Below are 19,532 nucleotides of genomic sequence, written 5' to 3' on the forward strand. Positions count from 1 at the left end.
TGCTCTGGCCGCTGAGCTACCGGGCCTGGGAGCCCGGGCGGGATTCGAACCCGCGACCTGCCCATTAGGAGTGGAAGTAACCGTTGCCTGCGCACCGGGTGCGAGGAAGACGATACGTGGGCCCCGGAGCCGGACGCATCCGAATTATTTTGTGCCGGAGCGTGGTTCGCTGACCGGGCGCCCGGCGGTCAGAACGGGCGCCCGTGATAGCGGTGGCGGCAGATCTCGCACGAGCAGTCGAAGTAGCCCACGTCGGCGCTGCCGTGGGCGCCGCGGCGCTCGGCGTCCTCCAGGTCCGCGAACCACGGGCGGTGGGACGGTGTGGGCCGCTCGGGCGTTTCGGTGCTCATCCCTTCGAAATACCCTTTCGACACAGCCTTTTCGATCACGGTTGCGGCACACCTGGGCCGCAGTGTGGCGCGGCGGCCCCGACCTCCCAGGATTCCCGGGACCGGCGGCCGTAGATTCGTCCCCGACGCAAAGGAGTTCGGGTGCGCAGTCGAAGCGTGTTCTCGCTGGTCACGGTCGTCCTGGTCGCCGCGGTGGCGGCCGGGTGTTCGGACGTGCCCGTGGTGACCCCGGTCCACCGGGATCCCATGACGCCGCCGATGGGGTGGAACTCGTGGAACTCCGGGATCGCGCTCACCGAGCAGAACGTCGAGCAGACCGCCGACGCCATGGTCGCGTCCGGCATGCGAGACGCCGGCTACCGCTATGTGAACCTCGACGCCGGCTGGGCCGCACCGCGCCGCGACGCCGCCGGGAACCTCACGGCCGATCCGCGCCGGTTCCCACACGGGATCGCGGCGCTGGCGGCGTACGTGCACGAGCGCGGGCTACGTCTCGGGCTGTATTCCAGTCCGTACAACCAGGTCTGCGGGCAGGATCCGGGTACCGCCGGCGCCGGGCACGAGGACGCCGACGCGCGCACCTTCGCGTCCTGGGGTGTCGACTACCTCAAATACGACTGGTGCAGCACCGACGCCGACTACGGGCACAAGGTGCGCGATTTCACCGCCATGCGAGATGCCTTGCGCCGCACCGGCCGTCAGATCGTCTACAGCATCAATCCCAACAGCTCCGCCGAGCCGACCGCGGGCATCGATCACGACTGGACCGCGGTAGCCGATCTCAGCCGCAATACCGGCGATCTGATTCCGGTCTGGCACAACAGCTCTCCGAACACCGCCGCCGCCGGCTTCCCTTCGAGTGTATTTCTCGGTGTCATCGATCAATTCGCGAAGGCGGGCCGAATCGCCCAGCGCAGCAGTCCTACTCACATCAACGATCCGGACATGACGGTGGTGGGCCTGCCGTTCACCGACTTCTTCGCCGTCCACCTGGCCGGGGTGGCCGACGCCGCGCCCGAGCAGCTCACGCAGACGGCCGCGGCGCGAACGCTCCCACCGGATCTGCGTGCGCTACTGGCGGATCCGCGCGCCGCGCTCACCCCGGACGAGGAGCGCGCGCACTTCTCGCTGTGGGCGATGCTCGCCGCACCGCTCATCGCCGGCAACGACCTCCGCACGATGTCGCCGGACACCCGTGCCGTGCTGACCAATGCCGATGTCGTTGCCGTCGACCAGGATCCGCTGGTCGTCCAGGCGACGCCGCTCGCCGGCGACGACCGCGTGCTGGTGAAGAAGCTCGCGGACGGATCCCTGGCCGTCGCCCTGCTCAACCGCGATGCGGCCCCGGCGGATCTGGGCACCACGATCGCCGCCCTGGGCCTGCCCGGCGCCCGAACCTATACCGTGCGCGACCTGTGGACCCACGACTCGGTGACCACCGCGGACCGGATCGATGCGCCCGCGGTTCCCGCGCACGGGGTGCGGCTGTTGCGGATCACGGCATCGTGAACGTGTCCGGCGAGCGGGGCACGGTGTTCCACCGCGCGAGCATCTGCGGGTTTCCGCTGGTCGTGCGGGTCGCCGGTCGTGAACCAGCCACTGGGTGAACCGGATTCGCCGCCGGCCCCGGTACCCGAAATCGGCCGGTTGTTTTCGTAGTCCGGCACAGTTATTCGCGAAATTCCTGTGAATCGGTCCGAAACGCGGCATTCTCTGAGTCGGAATCACTGTTACGAGGAGTTGCATGTCCGGACCGAATGACGTCGCCGCGCGCCTGTCGTCGAAGGTTACCGCGCTGCAGCATCTTCCCCAGGATCAGGCGCGGGACCTGGTCGCCCTGCTCGTGGCGGCCCACGATTACGAGACCGAGACCCTCGGTCAGGCGATCGATACCGTGCTCGACAGTCTGCCGCGTCCGGTGCGCGCGGTGACCCGGAAGATCATGTTCGGCGGCCGATGACCGAGTTGAGCAGCCAGGCGCAGTTGGCGCTGCTGGCCCGCACCCTGCACGTGCGCCCCGACCGCCTGCGGCATCTGCTGCACCTGGGCACCGACCGCCTGCACGAGTTGCAGAAACAGGTGTCCGAGGCGCTGTTCGACGAGCACAAGAAGACGTTCCGCCGGTTCAGCGCGATCGTGCCGTATGTGCCGCTGTCGCTGACGATCCCGATGTTGCAGCGGGTGGTGCCGCCGGTCGCGTTCGGGCGGGCAGCGGGTGCGCTCGCCATCGATCACCCGGAGACCGCGGCTCGCGTGATCCCCATGCTCGACCCGGGATACATGTCCGAATGCCTGCGCTACATCGATCTGCGGTCCGTCGAGCGGCTCACCGAGCTGGCGCCGGTCGGTTCCACCATCGACGTGGTGAACGAGATCATGCGCCGCGGTGACTATCTCACCGGCGGGCCGCTGCTGGGTTGCCTCACCCCGCCGGTGATCGCCGCCATCGAGGCGCAGGTGCACGACGATGTCGGCCTGATCTATTCGGCGGCCTACTCCTACGGCGAGGACATGCTCAGTGCCGTGGTGCGGCAGCTGCTCGACGGCCCGCACCGGCGGATCCCGCGCATGGTGCACACCGTGCTCGCGGGCCCGCCCGCGCTGCAACGTGCCGCGCTGTCGCTGATCTCGCGCTGCGCGGTGGACGTGAATCGCCGGATGGCCGACATCCTGCTCGGCGGCGGGCAGCACGAAGCGGTGGCCGGTCTGGTCCGCAATGCCGTCGCCACCGGTTCGGTGCCCGAATTGCTCTCGGTGGCAGGACATCTCACGCCGGTCGGGTTGTGGACGCTGGTGGGCAATCCGGTGTTCGCCGAGCCGGAGGTGGTGGCCGGGCTGATCGCGCCGCTGGACGGGAGCCTGCCGGTGGGTGCGTGGCGTGGGCTGTTCACGGTGCTGTCGCGGATGGACGAAGGGATCCGCGGCACGGTCGGCGACGCGCTGGCCGCGCTCGACGACGCCACGGTCGCGGAACTACCGGCCCACGCCACCGAAACCGCTTGCTGGCCGGGGCTGCTCGACCTGATCGCGGCATCCGGGCCGGACGCGCAGCACCGATTCGGTGTCGTCTGGGCGAGCCTGGGCCCCGAACGCCGGGCACATCTGCACCGCTGCATCGCCGAACACAACTACGACACCCGACTCGCGGAGATCACCGCCATGGTGGCCCCGGTCGAGGTCGAGGAGCTGTTCTTCCAGCGGCGCCGCATGCAGCGGCACCGCTGGGGGTGAATCCGCGAATCAGGTTCGGGCGCCGGGGTTTTCCGGCACCCGGAGGCGGTCGAGCGGGTTGAGCGCGATCACGCCCGCCATCCCGCCGGTCCACAGCACCGAAGCGGTCGAGCGGGGCCGCACCCGGCGCTCGTGCCGCATCATGGTGGCGAACTCCCGGTTGAAGCCGGCGCGCGAATATTCGCCGACCACAAGCCTTTCGAACGCCTCGGGCAACGTGCCGTAGCGGGTGCCGGCCACGTCGAAGTGCGCGGCGTCGTGCAGCAGCGCGGCCTCGGGGCCGTGCCGTTTCGGGGTCGCCGGGTCCATGTGGCGAGCGATGGCGGTGGCCACCGTCTCGGCGCGGGCCTCGGTGTCGCGGTCCGCCACGAAGTTTCGAGCCTGCCGGGCGCCGAGAACGGCGAAGCAGCCGGCGTGCGGATCGGCGGGCGCGCCCAGGGCCACGTCGTGCAGTGCGCACGCGACGAACAGTGCCTCGGGATCCGGGCTCAGCCCGTCGACGGCGCCGAAGGCCATCGCCCACTGCCAGCAGCGCAGGCTGTGCGCGAAGGTGGCCGGGGACAAGGTCTCCCGGGCTTCGGTGAGCGCGTCGGTGGCCAGCCGTGAGTCGGGCAGGCCGAACAGTGTTGCGGGGGAACTCTTTCCGGGGCGCCGGAGCAGACGGGCGGGCAGGTCCACCGCGGTCAGCGCGCCCGCCGTCAGGGCGACGCGCAGTATCCCGGCGATACCGAGTTCTCCAGATTTCATCGGCCGATCCTCGCACGGGGAAGCCACGGAACCCGGCTGCCGCGCGCCGGCGCCCGGCCGCTTGCACCGAAGGTGACGGGGCCGGGGATCACCTGTCGGGCAGCCGGACCCCTGAGCACGGCCACGGTCGGGGTCACTTCCCCGCGCGGATGATCTCCTCGATATTACGCTCGGCGATCGCCGCGATGGTCAGCGCTGGGTTGACCAGTCCGGCGCTGCCGGGCAGGCCCGCGCCGTCGGTCACATACAGGCCCGGATGCCCGATGACCCGCCCGTAGCCGTCGGTGGCCTGGCCCAGGACCGCGCCGCCGAGCGGGTGCGCGGTGAACCAGGCGTTCGCGTCCAGGCCGGCGATCGAGTAGTCGAGCAGGGCGCCTGCCGCATCGGCGATCTTGCTGTCGACCGCGCGGGCGGCCGCGATCACGGCATCCTGGGCTTGCTTCGGCCACGTCAGGGTGATGGTGTCACGCTCGGCGTCGTAGCCGAAGCGGCCCCGGGTGGTGTCGCGCACAATCGCCAGCGAGGCGACTATTCCGAGGTCCAGGCCGAAATTGCCGGGCACATACCAGTTCTCGAGGGTCAGCGGGGTGCCGGTGGTGTCGGTGATGTGGCCGGCGCTGGGCACACCGAACCCGGTGCAGGCCAGTTCCGATTCGCCGCGGGCCAGCACCACGTCACCGTTGGTGCCCCAGCCGTCGCCGATGTGCTCGTTGAGGTTGGGCAGCGCGCCGGTGGCCTGGGCGCGGACCAGCAGTTCGGTGGTGCCGATCGAGCCGGCGCCGAGGAACAGCCGGTCGCAGGTGAGGGTGCGGGTGGCCAGGACGGTGCCGCTGGGGTCGAGCTTCGCGACGGTGACCACATAGGTCCCGTTGGGGTCCTGCTGGATCGAATTCACCTGGTGGCCGGGATAGATCGCGGTGTTGCCGGTGTCTTCGGCGTAGCGCAGGTAGTTCTGTGTGAGGTCGAACTTGGCGCCGTTGGAGTTGCCGAGGTTGCTGCGACCGATGGTGGCTGATTTCTGTACGGCACCGGCCAATTCGGCCCGGAGGATGTCCCAGTTGAACCCGGAGTCGCTGGGGGTCGGTTCGTATCCGGCCTTGCGTATCTGGGCATCCCATTGCCGCGAGTGGGTGAACGGGGCGGAGCCGTACACGTCGGCAGGCATCGGGCTGAGCCGCAGCATGTTTCGCACGCGCGGGTAGTAGGTGGTGTCGAGTTCGGTGTAGTCGACCGAGCCGCCGAACATGTCGTCGAACCAGCGTCGTTCGGGGGCGATCATGCAGCCGGTGTAGACGATCGAACCGCCGCCGACCGCGGCGCCCCGCCATACCTGGATGCCGCCGAAGTCTGTGGTGTCCAGCACACCGCCGAAGTAATCGCACGGTGCGGTGACTTTGGACACGGTGGTGAACGAGGTGCGGTGCCAGTAGCCGCGGCCGTCGGGCAGATCGTCACTGCAGAACACGTCGCGCCACGGATCGGTGGGCCAGCGGGATCCGCGCTCCAGCACGGTGTTCGCCACGCCCGCCTGGGACAGGCGCAGCGCGGTCACCGCGGCACCGAAACCGGAGCCGATGATGATCACGGGCGAGTGTTCCGGCGGGTCCGGTAGCGGCGCAAAAATTTCCGGCACCCAGTCACGAATCTGACTCACATCGGCGACGGCGGGGTCTGTGCCCCACACCGTATCCGCTGTGCCGAGGGCGGCCGCAGCACCGGCGGCTTTGAGAAAGGCGCGTCTGTGCACCCGAGTCTCCAATATCCGGTACGAATTTGCGGAAGAATATCTCGAAGTGGGTCTATGTGTGGGTGCGCCGCGCAGGAGCGATCCGACCATACGCGTGGAATCGGCCACCAGCTTCCTCGGGCGCCGGGAACTGGTATCGGCGGACAAGGCGCGGCGGGAACTGGGGATCACGGTGCGCCCGGTCGAGGACACGCGGTACGACACCATGGACCTTCTGGCTGTCAGCGCCTGTGCGGGCGGGCTGCTTCTATGCGTGTTGCGAGTTCGACCAGATCCGCGGCTGGGCCGGTAGGGGGAGTGCGGCGGTCCCAGATCGCGCGGAACTTCCTGGTCAGCGTGAACCCTTCCGCCAGACGGACTTCGCGCAATGTTCCGGAGCGCAGTTCGTGCGCCACGATCAGGCGGCTGATCACGGCCGGGGCGGTGCCGCTGCGGGCGGTGGTGAGAATGGCTGCGGCCGAACCTAGTTCGGCGGCAGGCGGGGCGGGGGTGGCGTGCAGTTCGAGGGTCTCCCAGACGGTGTCGCGGGTGCCGGAGCCCTTCTCCCGCCACAGCAGCGGGGTGTCCGCGAGTTCGCGTGGGGTGAGGGCGCGCCGGCGCGTGGCCCACGGGTGCTCGGGTGCGACGACAACCACGAGTTCGTCGGCGGCGAGCACCTTGCTGCCCAGCCCGGTCGGCGACTGCGGGCCCTCGACGAAACCGAGTTCCGCCTCCCGCGCGCGGACCGCGGCGGTCACCTGACGGGAGTTCGCCACGTCCAGGACCACCGCCAGCTCCGGGCGGATCTTGCGCAGCGCGGTCAGCCAGTGCGGAATGCGGTGGTCGGCAATGGTTGTCGAGGCCAGTACCCGCAGGCTCGGCCTAGCCGCGCGCCGCAAGGCCGCGACCGCGTCCATCAGTTCCGCCGCCGCGTTCAGCACCGGGCGCGCGAGATCGACCACCGTCTGTCCGGTATCGGTCAGCACCGACCCGGTCGGCCCGCGGTCGAGCAGCCGCAGGTCCAGCCGCCGTTCCAGCGCGCTGATCCGCATGCTGGCCGCCGGCTGGCTGATGCCGTGCCGGCGTGCGGCCGCACCCAGACTGCCCAGCTCCGCAACCGAAACCAGCAGGTCGAGCACCTCCGGATCGGGCGTATGCGGCGGAATGATCATAAGGGCAGCTTATGACGTGATCGCCACCCGACCGCTACCCGCCGCCGCGTCCCGGCGCGAGGATCGAGGTGTTCGCACAACGCGAGAACAGTGGAGGAGCACGCCATGACCTACGTGATCGGTGCCGCCTGCGTGGACGTCCTGGACAAGGCCTGCATCGAGGAGTGCCCGGTCGACTGCATCTTCGTCGGGGACCGCATGACCTACATCCAGCCCGACGAATGCACCGACTGCGGCGCGTGTGAGCCGGTCTGCCCGGTCGAGGCGATCTCCTACGAGGACGACCTTCCCCCGGGCGACGAACAGTTCGCGGTCGAGAACGCCCGCTTCTTCACCGAGATCCTCCCCGGCCGCACCACCCCACTGGGCCAACCCGGTGGTGCCACGTCGATCGGAATCGTAGGAGTGGACACCGAATTCGTCCGCAACTACCAGCCCTGAGCGGAGACCGACGCGAGGCCAGCGAAAGCGGTAGCGGGCAGGCGAATACGCCCACCCCCTACCGGCTCGTCGGAACCCGCCCTAGTGGCCGGGCCAGATGTCGTTCACCGTCCACGAATACGTGTCGTTCGCGGTCAGGGGCCGCAGGCCCAGTGCGGTGTCGATCGTGCGGAGCAGGCCGTACTGGTTGGTGCGCTGCGAGCTGGTGTAGTTGGTCTTCACCGTGTTCTGCGAGCCGAGCATGATGGTCGGCACCCGGTTCGGATACAGCGGGCCGAACGCCTTCACATTGCCCTCGTCCCAGGTCAGGATGAGCAGCGAGCGCTGCGTCTTCCACGCGGGGGAGTTGAAGATCGTGGGCAGGGTGGTGCTGAGCCAGCTGTCGCCGGAAGCGACGCCGCAACCCTCCATGTTGTGGCACTCGTTGGCGGCGAACCACACGAAATTCGGTGTGGTGGATGCGGATTGGAGGTCAGTCGACATCTGGGTGAGCGGCTGCAGGTGTGCGGCGCAGTACGCCTGGTCGGACCGCATGTTCTTGAAGTACGCGAACGGCAGGTCGTCGGGGTAGTACTGGCCGTGCGAGGTCAGGTCGCAGTTGCCGCTCGCGTCCTCGGCATAGCCCTTCCAGGTCTTGCCGGCCGCGTCGACACTGTTGCCGATGTGCGGTGCGTCGATGACGGTCGATCCCACGCTGTTGTCGACCAGCCCGTACAGCCCGCCCGCGGCCAGCGCCACATAGTTCGGGTCGCTGGGGTGTGTGGTGCCGTAGGACTGGCTCAGCGTCGAACCCTGCGAGCGCAGGCTGTTGATGTAGGGGGCCGCGGAGTTGCCGATGATGCCCGCGGCGCCGTCGTAGTCCTGGTTCTCCATGTACACCACGAAGACGTGGTCGTAGCCGGGCACGTAGCTGGTGGACTGGCTCAGCGACCGGGCGGCCATGGGCGTGCCGATAGTGAGCGAGATGTTGTCGGCGTAGCCGTCGGTGGTGTCGCCGTCGGTCCAGATGAAGTTCAGCGAAACCCGGGCGGTGCGTGTGCCTTTCGGAATGTTGCCGGTGGTGTCGCGGTACAGCAGCCCGGTCTGGAACCCGCGGTCGAAGCTGTTCACCGGGGTGATCGAGGCCGAACCGAGCTGGGTGCCGGCGGAATTCAGGAACGCCACGGACAGGCCGACCCGGTCGAGTTGCGCGCCGTACCCGCCCAGCCAGCCGCTGAGGTCGTAGCTGATGCCGCCCTGGTCGATGGCCGCGCCGGCCGCCGAGATGTCGATGGTCTGATCCAGCTCGGAGTTGCCGGTGCCGCCGCCGGTGAAGAACTTCTGGCCTCGGTTCGACGGGCCGGGCGACGACGAACTCGGCCAGCCGGACTGTCCGTAGCAGACGGCATTCGGTTCGCCGTTGCCGATGTTCCAGCCCGGCAACGTCATTCCGTCGAGGCCCTTCGGCGAGCACTGGACCACCGATTCGGCGTCGCCGTCGACGACGAGGTTGGGGCTGGTGGTGGCCGCATGGCCGAGGGCCGGGGTGACGGCGGTGCCGCCGAGGGCGATCAGGGCCGCCGCGGACAGAGTGGTGAAGGCCCGGTTGCGTAAATCGCGAATAGTGCTTCGTTGCATAAGTGTTCCTTTTCGATCGGGCGGCAATTCGAACACATCAGACCGACCCCGGGTGTCGAGTTGGTCATATGTCCATGACCGAAAGGTGTCATCGGCGTGCCGGATCGGGGCCGACACTCGCGACGTGGTCCTCGCGGCGCCGCCCCCGCGCACCCCGGGCGGTGATCGCGCCGGTCCGGACTGGGTGCAGCAAACCTGTGGCAGACTCGTCGGCGGTACTCACACCTGGTCCTCGACGAAGGGAACAGCGATGTACGACCTGACCGGCAAAACGATCCTGATCACCGGTGCGGCCCGCGGGATCGGGGCGGCCGCGGCCCGCCAGGCGGTCGAAGCCGGTGCCAACGTCGTGATCGCCGACGTGCTCGAGGACGAAGGGCGCGGTACCGCACAGGAATTGGGTGCCAAAGCCGTCTTCCAGCCGCTCGACGTCACGTCCGAGACCGAGTGGGCCGCCGCGTTGCAGGCGACGCTGGACGCGTTCGGGTCGGTGTCCGGGCTGGTCAACAACGCCGGCATCTCCACCGGCGAACTGCTGGCAGACGAGAGCCTGGCCCATTTCCGCAAGGTGCTCGACATCAACCTCGTCGGCGTGTTCCTGGGGATGCGGACCTTCATCCCGGCGCTGCGCGCCCGCGGCGGCGGTTCGATCGTGAACATCTCCTCCGCCGCCGGCCTCATGGGCCTGGCCCTGACCGGCAGCTACGGCGCCACCAAATGGGCGGTGCGCGGCATGTCCAAGGTGGCGGCCATCGAGAACGGCACCGACCGCATCCGGGTCAACTCCGTCCACCCCGGCATGACCTACACCCCGATGACCGCCCAGGTAGGCATCCAGCAAGGCGAGGGCGGCTACCCCAACACGCCGATGGGCCGGGTCGGCGAGGCCGACGAGATCGCCACCGCCATCGCCTTCCTCCTCTCCGACGCCGCCTCCTACATCACCGGCGCGGAACTGGCCGTCGACGGCGGCTGGACCGCCGGGCCCACGGTGAAATACGTCATGGGCCAGTAGCTTCCCCCGGCCCGGGCCCTTCGCTCCGCCGAATTACGGACCGCCGCGACGCTGAGCATCGGCGGTTGCCCGGCTACCGGCCTTACAGCGACCCGAACTCCGCACCGCGGGGTGGCGTGCGAGAGTGGGCACGTGAACCGATTGGGCAGCGCGACCTCGCCGTACCTTCGTCAGCACGCGGACAATCCGGTGCACTGGCGGGAGTGGGACGCACAGGCACTGGCCGAGGCGGCCGAGCGCGGCGTGCCGATCCTGCTCTCCGTCGGATACGCGTCCTGTCACTGGTGTCATGTGATGGCCCACGAGTCGTTCGAGGACGAGGCCACCGCGGCGCTCATGAACGACAACTTCGTGTGTATCAAGGTCGACCGGGAGGAACGGCCCGACCTCGACGCGGTCTACATGAGCGCGACGGTCGCCATGACCGGGCAGGGCGGGTGGCCGATGACCTGCTTCCTCACTCCGGACGGCGCGCCCTTCTACTGCGGCACCTACTACCCGAAGGTCGCGCGCGGCGGCATGCCGTCGTTCACCCAGCTGCTGACCGCGGTCACCCAGACCTGGCAGCAGCGGCGCGGCGAGGTGGACGAGGCGGCGAGCCGGGTGGCCGGCGCGCTGCGCGAACAGAACGCGGGCATGCCGGACCACGACCTCGAGCTCAGCGCCGAGCTGCTCGGTCACACGGTCGCCGCGGTAATGCGGGATCTCGACCCGGTGCACGCGGGATTCGGTGGGGCACCGAAGTTTCCGCCGTCGGCACTGTTGGAGGGACTGCTGCGGCATCACGAGCGCACCGGCGACCCGGCCGCGTACGCGGCGGTGGCCGCCACCGCCGCGGCCATGGCGCGCGGCGGGATCTACGACCAGCTGCGCGGTGGTTTCGCCCGGTATTCGGTCGACAGTGCCTGGGTAGTACCGCATTTCGAGAAGATGCTGTACGACAACGCCCAATTGCTGCGGGTGTATGCACATCTCGCACGGGTCGGCGCGGGTTCGCCTCTGGCACTGCGGATCACCGAGGAAACGGTGCAGTTCCTGATCGACGATCTCGGCACCGATCACGGTGGCTTCGCCTCCGCCCTCGACGCCGACACCCACGTCGAGCCCGGTGCCCCCGGGGTCGAGGGCGCGACCTACGTGTTCACGCCCGCCGAGCTGACCGCCGAACTGGGTGTAGACGACGGTGCCTGGGCGGCAGCGGTTTTCGGCATCAGCGCGGCCGGGAACTTCGAGCACGGCACCTCGGTGCCGACCCTGGCGCCGGCCGCCGGGCAGTCCCCGGACGGCACCCCGGCCGAGCACGACCGGTTCGAGCGAATCCGGGACCGGTTGCGGCAGATTCGCGACCGCCGGCCGCAGCCCGATCGGGACGACAAGGTGGTGACCGCCTGGAACGGCATGGCTGTCACCGCCCTCGCGGAAGCCGGCGTAGCCCACAACCGCCCGGGCTGGGTGGAGGCCGCCGACCGGTGCGCCGCGTTCCTGTTGGCGCACCACGTGATCGGTGATCGCGTGGTGCGCGCGTCGCTCGGGGGCGTCGCCGGTTCCGCGGCCGGAATTCTGGAGGACTACGCCTGGCTGGCCACCGGTCTGCTCGCCCTGCATCAGGCCACCGGTGACACCGCCCGGCTGACACAGGCGCACCACATCCTCGACCTCGCGCTCACCCTGTTCGCCGACCCCGACCAGCCCGGCAACTGGTACGACACCGCCGCCGACGCCGAGACGCTGCTGGCCCGCCCGCGCGACCCGATCGACGGCGCAACCCCCAGCGGCGCTTCGTCGTTCGCCGAGGCGCTGCTGACCGCGGCCGCGCTGAGCGACCCCGCCCGCGCCACCGAGTACCGGGCTCACGCCGAAGCCACCCTGAGTCGCGGCGCCTTGATCCTGGCCCGCGCGTCGCGGTCGGCCGGGCAATGGCTGGCGGTCGCCGAAGCCGCGCTGGCCGGGCCGGTCCAGGTTGCCGTCGCGCTGCCCGAGCCGCAGCCGATCCGGCCGGGTGAGCGGGACGAAGCGAGCCGGGCCGGTGCCGAATTGATTTCCGCGGCACACCGATTCGCGCCCGGCGGGTCGGTCGTGCTGGCGGGTGTACCCGATTCGGCGCCGCTGCTCGCCGACCGCCCGACGGTGTTCGGTACTCCCGCGGCGTACGTGTGTCGAGGCGCGACCTGCGATCTGCCGGTCACCAGCGGGGAAGCGCTTCGGGGCGCACTGGTTCCGCGCGAGGTGTGAGCATCGTATGGTCACTGTGATTGCGCCGCAGGGGTTCCCGGGGTTCGAAACCGCCCACCCGCGCTGACCTGCGACTGTGCGCGGGGCGGTGTCGAAAACTGGGATCGGTAGGGGCGGTGGCGATCTCTAGGTTCGATCCGGGCTCCAGCCGGAGCCGACCGCTCGAAACCAAGGATCGACCATGACCATCTTCCCCTGCCTCGGCAGCGCCATCGCCACCCTCGGCTCGCTCAGCGGCTGCGTCACCGGCTCGGCCGGCGACTGCGGCAGTTCCACCGTCTCGGCCGCCGAGGCGCTGAGCGGCGGACCGCGCCGCGTGCTGCTGGACTGACCGCGGGCGCGGGTGACTCGGCAGCCGGCCGAGTCACCCGGCCGGGTCTACTCCCGCCAACCCCCGTAGGGGACGGTGATCAACTCCAGGAAGTGACCGGCGGGGTCCTTGAAGTAGACGCCGCGGCCGCCGTCGTTGTGGTTGATCGTATTCACGCCGCGCTGCTGCGGATCGGCCCAGTGCTCCAGCCGGTAGCGCTGGATCTTGGCGTACGCCGTGTCGAACTCGGCTTCCGAGATCAGGAACGCGTAGTGCTGCGGCTGTATCTCGGTGATATTCGGTGGCACGTTCGCGAAGTCGAAGGTGACTCCGTTGGCGGTGCGGACCGGAATGAACGGGCCCCATGGGGTTCCCGTTTCCGAGCCGAGAATGTCGGCCCAGAATTCGGCGGATACCCGATTGTCGTGGCATCCCACGATGGTGTGATCGAACTGTACGGACAAGGGAATTCTCCTTGTGTCGTGACGGTCCCGACCCTGGGCACGGTACAAGGCGGCCGACAGGAGCACCGTCACGGTCGTCGAGGCTAGCGCATCCCACCACCGCACCCAAACCGCTAGCGCGCCGGGTCGTCGAGGTTCCGTCGCACGACCCGCCGCCGATCCGGCTCCCCGTCCAGCATCCGCAGCCCCTCGTCCAGCGCGGCACGCACCCGCAACTCCGCCGCCCACCACTTTGCCGACCGCGCCGGCAACCCCCGCGACCGGTACCGATTCATGATCTCCACGTGGTCCGGCAGCCGCACGAACCGCCCCAACCCCGCATCGTCCGCCCACACCGACAGCGACCCCACCCGCCGCCGCCCCGGCTGCACATACGTCAAAACCCCCACCGCACAGTCGATTTCGATCAACTGATCCCCCAACCGCTCCGCTGCCCGCCAGATGTCCCCGACATCCCCCAGATGCGCGGGCGTGAACTGGGTGACGCTGAACATGAACGGCCCCACCGCCCCCGCCGCCGGCCCGGCCTTCCATGGACTACAGACCACGAGATCCCGCAGCACGAACCCCGAAGCCCGATGCTGCACCCAGATCCCGCGAAGTGCGCGAGTGGCTGCTGTGGCATGCATGCGAGCCCGCGCTGCCCTATTGATAATCATCTGCTTATCGTCTACCTGAGATGACTATATGTCAAAGCGTATCTTTGACTCGCTGATGGAGTCCTCTACTACTTGGCGCTCGCGCACTCCGGAGACCCCGCGGCAGGCGTCACGAGGCTCGGCCGCTGTTATCCGCGCGCGGCCGAGGGGAGAGGAGCGGCAGAATGGGCTGATGTTCCCCACTGATCACCTGGTCGCGGCCGACCCCATTCCCGGTGTGATTCCGACTCCGCTGGGCACCGTCGAGTTCTCTGTCGTCGTGGGGGAGGACGTGCTGCCGGCGGTGCCGAACCAGTTGTGGGCGCTGGCCGGGGGTGCGCACCTCTATCGGTGGATTCATCGCGGCGCGACCGTGGATCTGCTGTTGGGCAGTGTTGCCGCCACCCCGTGGGACGGTGACGAGGCCGTTCCGACCTGGGCCGCGGTCTGGCAGGTGTCCGCCGGTTCCGACGTGCCCGACCTCGTCGTCTCGGCCGAAATCGTCGGATTGCCCGCGGATGCGGCGGCGGGCCCGGATGCCGGTGAGTGTCTCGCGGCGGTCAGCGCCGAATCCGACGAGGTGCTGGTCTCGATCGGCGGGCCCGATACCGAACTGCTGTGGCTGCAGGCCGAGGACGGGCGGCTGCTGCCCGGCGACTGGGTGGAGGTGCTGCCGTCCGACGCGAGCGAGATCTCCGAATACGGTGTCCGCTACGAGGATCCGGCGGGCATCGCCTGGCACCTGCCCGGACTCGCTGCCGGAGAAGCGGTTCGGCTGTGCATCGGCACCGCCTGGAGTCCACGCGACGACGACCACCCGGCCGCCTGGTACGCGGTCGACCTGCCCCTCGACACCGCCTTCTCCCAGCTCATCGCCGACCCGGCCTGACCGTTCGGCGCGAAAACGTCGAAGGCCCCCGCCGCGGCGGGGGCCTTCGAGCGAGCGAACTCAGCCGAGCAGGCCCCAGTCCTCGAGCCCCTCGTACAGCGGGAAGCTCTGGGCGAGCTTCGACACCCGGCCGCGCAGGGCCTCGATGTCGCCGCCGGCCAGGGCGGAGGCGATGATGTCGGCGACCTCGGTGAACTCGGCGTCACCGAAGCCACGGGTGGCCAGGGCGGCGGTGCCGATGCGCAGGCCGGAGGTGACCATCGGCGGGCGCGGGTCGAACGGGACGGCGTTGCGGTTGACGGTGATGCCGACCTCGTGCAGGAGGTCCTCGGCCTGCTGGCCGTCGAGCTCGGAGTTGCGCAGGTCGACCAGGACCAGGTGCACGTCGGTGCCGCCGGTCAGGACGGTGACGCCCTTGCCCGCGACATCGGCGCCGGTCAGGCGCTCGGCGAGGATCTTCGCGCCGGACAGGGTGCGGGCCTGCCGGTCCTTGAACTCGTCGGTGCCAGCGATCTTGAAGGCCGCGGCCTTGGCGGCGATGACGTGCATCAGCGGACCGCCCTGCTGGCCCGGGAACACCGCGCTGTTCAGCTTCTTGGCGAACTCCTGCTTGGCCAGGATCAGGCCGGAGCGGGGGCCACCGAGGGTCTTGTGCACAGTGGAGGACACGACGTGGGCGTGCGGCACCGGCGACGGGTGCAGGCCCGCGGCGACCAGACCGGCGAAGTGCGCCATGTCGACCCACAGGTAGGCGCCGACCTCGTCGGCGATCTCGCGGAACGCCGCGAAGTCCAGGTGCCGGGGGTAGGCCGACCAGCCGGCCACGATCACCTTCGGCTGGACCTCCTTGGCCTGCTTGCGCAGCGCGTCCATGTCGACCCGGTGGTCGTCCTTGGAGACGCCGTAGGCGTGCACCTCGTACAGCTTGCCGGAGAAGTTCAGGCGCATGCCGTGAGTGAGGTGACCACCGTGAGCCAGGTCCAGGCCGAGCAGCTTCTCGCCCGGGTTCATCAGCGCCATCAGCACGGCCGCGTTGGCCTGCGCGCCGGAATGCGGCTGCACATTGGCGAATTCGGCGCCGAACAGCGCCTTGACCCGCTCGCGCGCCAGCTCCTCCACGACGTCGACGGCCTCGCAACCGCCGTAGTAGCGGCGGCCGGGGTAGCCCTCGGCGTACTTGTTGGTCAGCACGCTGCCCTGCGCCTGCAGCACCGCGCGCGGGACGAAGTTCTCGGACGCGATCATCTCGAGGGTGTCGCGTTCACGGGCGAGCTCGCCCGCCATCGCGGCAGCCAGCTCGGGGTCGAGCTCGGCGAGGGACTGGTTGTTCACGGAGGCGGGGGAGGTCACGCAGGACATTCTAGGCGGGGCTGCCGCAGCGGCCGGAGGCGGTGGCATCGCCTGACCACGCGGGCCCGCGTCGGCGTCGAATGCGGCTCGGGACCGGCGGCGGTGGCCGAGCCCCCGGAATTGGGGTCTCGCGCGCGGAACCCGCCGGTGCGACGCTGGTCGCGGATCGTCAGATGCCCGGTCCGCCCCGGCGCCGGCCGCCCGAACCTCCGGTCGGCGCCGGGTACCTTCCTTTCCCTCTGGTGCATCGGCGCGGCGCACACCCTGCCCCGGGGTGTGTGCCGCGTCGTGCTTACGGCATGCGGCGGATCGCGCCCGGGGTCAGCGGTTCGTCCAGCAGCCGCCGGAATCGCTCGGATCGGTCGTCCGGGTCGGCCGCGCGGTCCAGCCAGCCACCGAGCAGCTTGTAGCCCTCGACATAGGTGCTGATGTAGGCGCGCCACAGCGGCGAGGACAGGAAGCGCAACTGCTGGCGGGCCCGCTCGGGAGTCGACAGCCCCCAGCGCTGCAGGAACTCCGCCACCTCCGTGCTGTCACGGCCGCGGTCGTGCAGCAGCAGCGCCGCGTCCTGCCGCACCCCGAGCAGCTGCGCCGATGCCGCCGAAAGCCGTTGTGCCCGTTCGCCGTCGAAGCGCAGGCCGAGGTCGGCGTAGATCTCCTGTGCCCACAGTCCCCAGTCCGGGCCCACGATGGACCGCAGCGCCAGGTCGGCCAGCCCCTCCGCCATCAGGCACTGCGGGGTGTTGACCAGGAACAGTGTCTGCTCGGCGTGCCCGGCCGCGACCAGCCCGGCCTCCTTGCGGCAGTGCTCGGTGTGGTGGCCCGGATACGACTCGTGCGCGATCAACGCCGGCAGATGCGCCAGGTGCTGTTTCAGGTCGGAGTTGATCGCCACTCGGGACCGGAAGTCGCCCAGGTAGTAGTTGAAGCCCGACCACGGTTTGTCGCCGACCACCTCGTAGTCGACCCGCTCCAGCTCGGGCAGCGGATACCGCTTGCGCACCAGCTCGCGTAGCGCGCCGGAGAAGGCGTCGACGCAGGCGCGCAACCGGTCCGGCGGGATCTCGTCGGCCTGCCGGTGCGCGGCCATCCGCTCCGCGAGCGACCCGGACCCGGGCAGCACCTCGCTCATGCGGCGGTGCGCGTCGCGATAGTCGTCCTCGTCTCCCGCGACGATGTCGACGTCGAAGTAGGCCCGGACCTCGTCGACGAAGGTGATCGCCTCGCCCGCGAACTTGCGGCCCGAGCATTCCAGCGCCCGCAGGTGCACGTCCAGGAACTCGGTCCGGTCGGCGGGCAGACCGGCGTCGGGCAGTTCCGCGCGCAGCGCCGCCGCGCGTTTCGCCAGCACCGCGGGTTCCGGCGCGGGAGCGTCCCGCACCTCGCGGCGCAGGGCCGGGTCGCCGGTGTAGGCGTCGACGAAGCCCTCTTCGAGGCGGTCGAAAGCCAGTCCCAGCCGCAGATAATCGGTCACGAGCGGATGCGCCTGCATGACAGCCGACGATAGCGCCCGCGTCCGGGCCGCGCCGCCGACGTCGGCGCGACGGCCGCTCGACGGCCTGGTCCCGCGCACCGGCGGGACTGTTACCCGCCGGTACTTCGCACCCGGTGTGAGTGGGGTGCTTGACGCAGAGGACAATTCGGCTATGCGAGGACTGTGGACCGGTACGAGCCCGGCCGGGGGCCCTGCTGAACAGCGGGAACATGCCGTGGGGGCGGCATCGGGGTGCACCGTGGCGAGCCGATCGGCGGCTGCCGTGGCGGCCCGATGGGGGTATGCCGCGGCGGGGTGTGCCTGAATGGCTCGATCCAGTGAAGCCAGCCCGTATGTGGAGTTCGATCGCAAACAGTGGCGCACACTGCGCAAGTCCACTCCGCTCGTGCTCACCGAAGAGGAACTGACCGGCCTGCGCGGCCTGGGGGAGCAGATCGACCTCGAGGAGGTCGCCGAGGTCTATCTGCCGCTGGCCCGGCTCATCCACCTGCAGGTCGCGGCCCGGCAGCGGTTGTTCGCCGCGACCGCCACCTTCCTGGGCGACAGTCATCCGGATCGCCAGGTGCCCTTCGTGATCGGCATCGCCGGCAGTGTGGCGGTCGGCAAGTCCACGACCGCCCGTGTGCTGCAAGCACTTCTGGCTCGCTGGGAGCACCACCCACGCGTGGATCTGGTCACCACCGACGGATTCCTGTACTCCACAGCGGAATTGACACGCCGCGGCATCATGCACCGCAAGGGATTCCCGGAGAGCTACGACCGGCGCAAGCTGCTGCGCTTCGTCACCGAGGTGAAATCCGGTGCGACCGAGGTGTGTGCGCCGGTGTACTCGCACCTGCGCTACGACATCGTGCCCGACGAGTTCCACTGTGTGCGCCAGCCCGACATCCTGGTCGTCGAGGGCCTGAACGTGCTGCAGACCGGGCCGCGGCTGATGGTGTCGGACCTGTTCGACTTCTCCATCTATGTCGACGCCCGCGTCGAGGACATCGAGAACTGGTATGTGCAGCGCTTTCTCACCATGCGCCGCACCGCCTTCGCGAATCCGGACTCGCACTTCCACAACTACGCGAAGCTGACCGACGAGGAAGCCACCGCGACCGCGCAGGAGATCTGGAACTCGACCAACCGCCCCAACCTGGTCGACAACATCCTGCCCACCCGCCCGCGCGCAACCCTGGTGCTGCGCAAGGACGCCGACCACACCATCAATCGAATCCGCTTGCGCAAGCTGTGAATCCGGATCGCCCGGCCTGAATTCGCGGGCGGCCCTAGATTCTCCAAGCCTGGTCCAGGCGTGCCGCCACGTCGATGTCGCGCAGTGCCGCGATGTGCGGTTGCCGGATCTCGCGCGCGATGTACCGGGCGATGAACCGGCGGATCTCGTGGTCGACGCTGGCCAGGATCCGCAGCAGCTGACCGCGGCGGGTCCCGGTGGTGACATTGATCCGCACGTCACCGGCCCGAGGCTCGGCGATGTCGATCAGGACCCGCAGCGGGGCCGCGGTGCGGACGGTCAGATGCAGGTGCACGGTGCCGTCGACCTCGAACCGATGCCGGTCCACGGCCAGATCGAGCAGCAGCACCACGTGCAGCGGGATCGCCATGTCGAAGGTGATCGGCTCGCCGAGATAGCGCCGCAGTTCCGGTTCGCCGAGGCGGGCGTTGGCCACCACCTTGGCGAGCCGGCCCGGGCCGACCCCGATCGGGCCCATATCGATGGTGGAGCCGGTCAGTTCGCCGAACGCCGCCGCGATCCGTTCGGACGAGGCCGCGTATTCCATGAAGAGGTGACCGAATTCGTCGTACCCGATCTCGGGCGTCCCGTCGTCCGAGGTCGTGTCCACGCTCGTGT

Annotated in this window: 19 protein-coding genes and 1 tRNA gene; 9 read left to right on the forward strand and 11 right to left on the reverse strand. The window is 69.5% G+C overall.

Translation table 11 applies throughout. From position 1 onward, the window contains the following. Positions 1–26 precede the first annotated feature (26 nt). Positions 27–101, reverse strand: a tRNA-OTHER gene (locus tag EBN03_RS00820). A gap of 87 nt (positions 102–188) precedes the next feature. After that, complete coding sequence (locus EBN03_RS33940; RefSeq protein ID WP_158675501.1) at positions 189–350, reverse strand: hypothetical protein; 162 nt, start codon at positions 348–350, stop codon at positions 189–191. Between the two features lie 141 nt (positions 351–491). Between EBN03_RS33940 and EBN03_RS00825 the strand changes: the two genes are divergently transcribed. The 3 genes from EBN03_RS00825 (at position 492) to EBN03_RS00835 (ending at position 3,581) form a co-directional block, all read left to right on the forward strand. Next, positions 492–1,859 carry a glycoside hydrolase family 27 protein gene (locus EBN03_RS00825; RefSeq protein ID WP_233608016.1) on the forward strand — a complete coding sequence of 456 codons (1,368 nt, stop codon included), beginning with the start codon at positions 492–494 and terminating at the stop codon, positions 1,857–1,859. 235 nt (positions 1,860–2,094) lie between these two features. Next, complete coding sequence (locus EBN03_RS00830; protein ID WP_122185913.1) at positions 2,095–2,310, forward strand: hypothetical protein; 216 nt, start codon at positions 2,095–2,097, stop codon at positions 2,308–2,310. Further along, positions 2,307–3,581, forward strand: coding sequence for a hypothetical protein (locus tag EBN03_RS00835; RefSeq protein ID WP_233608017.1), 1,275 nt, complete (start codon positions 2,307–2,309; stop codon positions 3,579–3,581). The genes EBN03_RS00830 and EBN03_RS00835 overlap by 4 nt, the downstream gene beginning before the upstream one ends. Positions 3,582–3,590: 9 nt before the next feature. Here EBN03_RS00835 and EBN03_RS00840 read toward each other — a convergent pair whose 3' ends face one another. The 3 genes from EBN03_RS00840 to EBN03_RS00850 all read right to left on the reverse strand — a co-directional run bounded on the left by EBN03_RS00840 (position 3,591) and on the right by EBN03_RS00850 (position 7,226). After that, the gene (locus EBN03_RS00840) at positions 3,591–4,328 is read right to left on the reverse strand and encodes an HD domain-containing protein (protein ID WP_122185914.1); all 738 of its coding nucleotides are present in this window, start codon (positions 4,326–4,328) and stop codon (positions 3,591–3,593) included. A gap of 133 nt (positions 4,329–4,461) precedes the next feature. Beyond that, a complete protein-coding gene (locus tag EBN03_RS00845; protein WP_233608148.1) occupies positions 4,462–6,075 on the reverse strand; it encodes a GMC oxidoreductase in 1,614 nt (537 codons plus the stop codon). Between the two features lie 221 nt (positions 6,076–6,296). Then, the gene (locus tag EBN03_RS00850) at positions 6,297–7,226 is read right to left on the reverse strand and encodes a LysR family transcriptional regulator (RefSeq protein WP_122185915.1); all 930 of its coding nucleotides are present in this window, start codon (positions 7,224–7,226) and stop codon (positions 6,297–6,299) included. A 105-nt stretch (positions 7,227–7,331) separates the two neighbouring features. On the opposite strand from EBN03_RS00850, the gene fdxA reads away from it, so the two are divergent. Next, on the forward strand, positions 7,332–7,667 hold the full coding sequence (gene fdxA, locus EBN03_RS00855; RefSeq protein WP_122186681.1) for a ferredoxin: 336 nt from the start codon (positions 7,332–7,334) through the stop codon (positions 7,665–7,667). 81 nt (positions 7,668–7,748) lie between these two features. Here fdxA and EBN03_RS00860 read toward each other — a convergent pair whose 3' ends face one another. Then, positions 7,749–9,284, reverse strand: a complete 1,536-nt coding sequence (locus EBN03_RS00860) for an alkaline phosphatase family protein (protein WP_122185916.1) — start codon at positions 9,282–9,284, stop codon at positions 7,749–7,751. A gap of 250 nt (positions 9,285–9,534) precedes the next feature. On the opposite strand from EBN03_RS00860, the gene EBN03_RS00865 reads away from it, so the two are divergent. The 3 genes from EBN03_RS00865 (at position 9,535) to EBN03_RS33945 (ending at position 12,862) form a co-directional block, all read left to right on the forward strand. Beyond that, a complete protein-coding gene (locus tag EBN03_RS00865) occupies positions 9,535–10,299 on the forward strand; it encodes a glucose 1-dehydrogenase (protein WP_122185917.1) in 765 nt (254 codons plus the stop codon). 132 nt (positions 10,300–10,431) lie between these two features. After that, positions 10,432–12,531, forward strand: coding sequence for a thioredoxin domain-containing protein (locus EBN03_RS00870; RefSeq protein WP_122185918.1), 2,100 nt, complete (start codon positions 10,432–10,434; stop codon positions 12,529–12,531). 181 nt (positions 12,532–12,712) lie between these two features. Next, positions 12,713–12,862, forward strand: coding sequence for a hypothetical protein (locus tag EBN03_RS33945; protein WP_158675502.1), 150 nt, complete (start codon positions 12,713–12,715; stop codon positions 12,860–12,862). A 47-nt stretch (positions 12,863–12,909) separates the two neighbouring features. Here EBN03_RS33945 and EBN03_RS00875 read toward each other — a convergent pair whose 3' ends face one another. Continuing rightward, a complete protein-coding gene (locus EBN03_RS00875) occupies positions 12,910–13,305 on the reverse strand; it encodes a VOC family protein (RefSeq protein ID WP_122185919.1) in 396 nt (131 codons plus the stop codon). Positions 13,306–13,418: 113 nt separating this feature from the next. Next, positions 13,419–13,892, reverse strand: a complete 474-nt coding sequence (locus EBN03_RS00880) for a hypothetical protein (RefSeq protein ID WP_147471422.1) — start codon at positions 13,890–13,892, stop codon at positions 13,419–13,421. A gap of 244 nt (positions 13,893–14,136) precedes the next feature. On the opposite strand from EBN03_RS00880, the gene EBN03_RS00885 reads away from it, so the two are divergent. Then, the gene (locus EBN03_RS00885) at positions 14,137–14,832 is read left to right on the forward strand and encodes a hypothetical protein (protein WP_122185921.1); all 696 of its coding nucleotides are present in this window, start codon (positions 14,137–14,139) and stop codon (positions 14,830–14,832) included. Between the two features lie 60 nt (positions 14,833–14,892). On the opposite strand, the gene glyA is transcribed toward EBN03_RS00885, so the two are convergent. Both glyA and EBN03_RS00895 read right to left on the reverse strand, forming a co-directional pair. Beyond that, positions 14,893–16,182 (reverse strand): serine hydroxymethyltransferase, encoded by a 1,290-nt coding sequence (gene glyA, locus EBN03_RS00890; protein ID WP_267899245.1) that lies wholly within the window; start codon positions 16,180–16,182, stop codon positions 14,893–14,895. A 292-nt stretch (positions 16,183–16,474) separates the two neighbouring features. Beyond that, the gene (locus EBN03_RS00895; protein WP_122185923.1) at positions 16,475–17,674 is read right to left on the reverse strand and encodes a DUF885 domain-containing protein; all 1,200 of its coding nucleotides are present in this window, start codon (positions 17,672–17,674) and stop codon (positions 16,475–16,477) included. A gap of 307 nt (positions 17,675–17,981) precedes the next feature. On the opposite strand from EBN03_RS00895, the gene coaA reads away from it, so the two are divergent. Beyond that, positions 17,982–18,914: a type I pantothenate kinase gene (coaA, locus tag EBN03_RS00900; protein ID WP_122185924.1), complete on the forward strand. Its 933-nt coding sequence runs from the start codon at positions 17,982–17,984 to the stop codon at positions 18,912–18,914. 34 nt (positions 18,915–18,948) lie between these two features. Here the strand turns inward: coaA and EBN03_RS00905 are convergent, their stop codons facing one another. Then, the gene (locus EBN03_RS00905; RefSeq protein ID WP_233608018.1) at positions 18,949–19,524 is read right to left on the reverse strand and encodes a hypothetical protein; all 576 of its coding nucleotides are present in this window, start codon (positions 19,522–19,524) and stop codon (positions 18,949–18,951) included. Positions 19,525–19,532 lie beyond the last annotated feature (8 nt).

The organism is Nocardia stercoris (genome assembly GCF_003696265.1).
GTDB lineage: Bacteria > Actinomycetota > Actinomycetes > Mycobacteriales > Mycobacteriaceae > Nocardia > Nocardia stercoris.